Annotated in this window: 3 protein-coding genes; 2 read left to right on the top strand and 1 reads right to left on the bottom strand. The window is 45.9% G+C overall.

Annotated elements, in window-relative coordinates; all coding sequences use genetic code 11:
• Window positions 1-150: 150 nt before the first annotated feature.
• The gene (locus KGY70_12725) at window positions 151-315 is read left to right on the top strand and encodes a hypothetical protein (protein MBS3776049.1); all 165 of its coding nucleotides are present in this window, start codon (window positions 151-153) and stop codon (window positions 313-315) included.
• Window positions 316-456: 141 nt separating this feature from the next.
• Window positions 457-1092: a type 1 glutamine amidotransferase gene (locus tag KGY70_12720; GenBank protein MBS3776048.1), complete on the top strand. Its 636-nt coding sequence runs from the start codon at window positions 457-459 to the stop codon at window positions 1090-1092.
• A 95-nt stretch (window positions 1093-1187) separates the two neighbouring features.
• On the opposite strand, the gene KGY70_12715 is transcribed toward KGY70_12720, so the two are convergent.
• Window positions 1188-1561 (bottom strand): hypothetical protein (locus KGY70_12715; GenBank protein MBS3776047.1); only part of this gene is annotated, 374 nt, incomplete at its 5' end.

Here is a 1561-nt window from a genome sequence, read left to right as displayed (position 1 = left end):
GCACGACGGCATGACGACACGACAACACGACGGCACGACGACACGAGGGCACGAGGGGGCGACGGCATGAGGCACGAAAGAAGGAAAGGGAGAAGAGATTCGCAAAACGAAAGTCGCGTAGCGACGAGGTTATGCTAAAATATGAAGCTTTTGAGTTTTGATGACAATGACCGGGTCAACAATAAGAAAGGCAGATCATCGGAGGGAGGTCAGTACAAATATATAGTCTTTCCCTTTACCTGGAACCTGCCCGAGACCTTCGCCCCGCCGGTTTGGCGGGACGACGTAAGGAGGGACCCCGAAGCGTCGGATTAGTGGGACATTAATCTGTCTTTTTGAACCAAAAAAATAATAATTATCTGTTTTTTATTCGTTATAACAATACCTTGTGTTAATAATAATTCGAAGAAAAATGCGGGGTAATTTTAATCTACAAACCTTTAATTAATAGTTGTTATGAATGCAAAAAGATTGTTTTTTCCGTTGATTTTACTGGGAATCTTTTTTATGTTCCCGAGCTGTGGTCCACAGGAGACCACTGAAGAAAAAGCAGAAGAGGAGAAAAATCTTCCTGAAATTGCCGTTTTGACAGGTGAAGGATTTCAGGATGCCGAAGCTTACATGCCCATTGGCTACTTTACCAACCGGGGTGCAAAGATTACTGTTATAGGGATGGAAACCGGAACAGTAGGTGCTTATAACAGTGATTTTACAATAAAGATTGAGAAGACCGTTGATGAGGTTGCGGTTGATGATTTTGATGCCTTAATTTTCCCGGGAGGACATGCCCCTGAAAAGCTAAGGGAAGATGACGATGTGGTTGCTTTTGCAAGGGATTTCTTCAATTCCGGAAAGCCGACGGCAGCCATATGCCATGGACCCCAAGTGCTTGTGACTGCAGATGTGCTTGAAGGCAGGACGAGCAGCGGTGTAGGTAGTATTGAGGAAGAGATCGAAGAGGCAGATGGCACCTACGTGGATGAAGAAATTTCGGTTGACGGGAATTACATCAGTTCCAGAGTTCCCAAGGACCTGTCCGCTTTCTGCGGGGCCATACATGATGCACTGAAAGACGAAGGCTTCTATCAGTGAAAATTGCTGCCCGGCAGACCTAGGCTGTTGCCGGGGCCTGCAATTTTAATCACTTCCGGGGTGAGTCCTGCCGGATGGATCATCCCCGGAAGATTTTAATTCCGCCTGGCTGTCCAGTTCTCTATCTCTTGACCCTCATCGCTGCGAATTTGTATTTTCCCTTTTATGGTATCCTTTTCGATGCGGCCATTCAATAAATACCGGGTTTTTGTATCCGGGTTTACCGCACGGATGGTTATGCGTTCACCCCTCAGCCTTTTGCTTTTGATGATTAAAGCAGTATTTCCGGCCTGTATTTCCGTATGAATTTTATTAAAGCTCTGATCAACGGCCATGGTAAAAGCTTTCCCGTGGGTTTGCCATTGCCACTGACCCCGTGCTTTTGCCGGAACCTTCCAGTAAAAAATATCGTGGCTTAACAATGATAAGGGTTTCTGTGGGTTCAGCTTTTTATGTAACAGGCTGTAGG

Source organism: Bacteroidales bacterium (assembly GCA_018334875.1).
GTDB lineage: Bacteria > Bacteroidota > Bacteroidia > Bacteroidales > UBA12077 > JAGXLC01.
The sequence above is the reverse complement of the archived record's forward strand: the minus strand, read 5'-3'. Positions and strand labels throughout refer to the sequence as shown.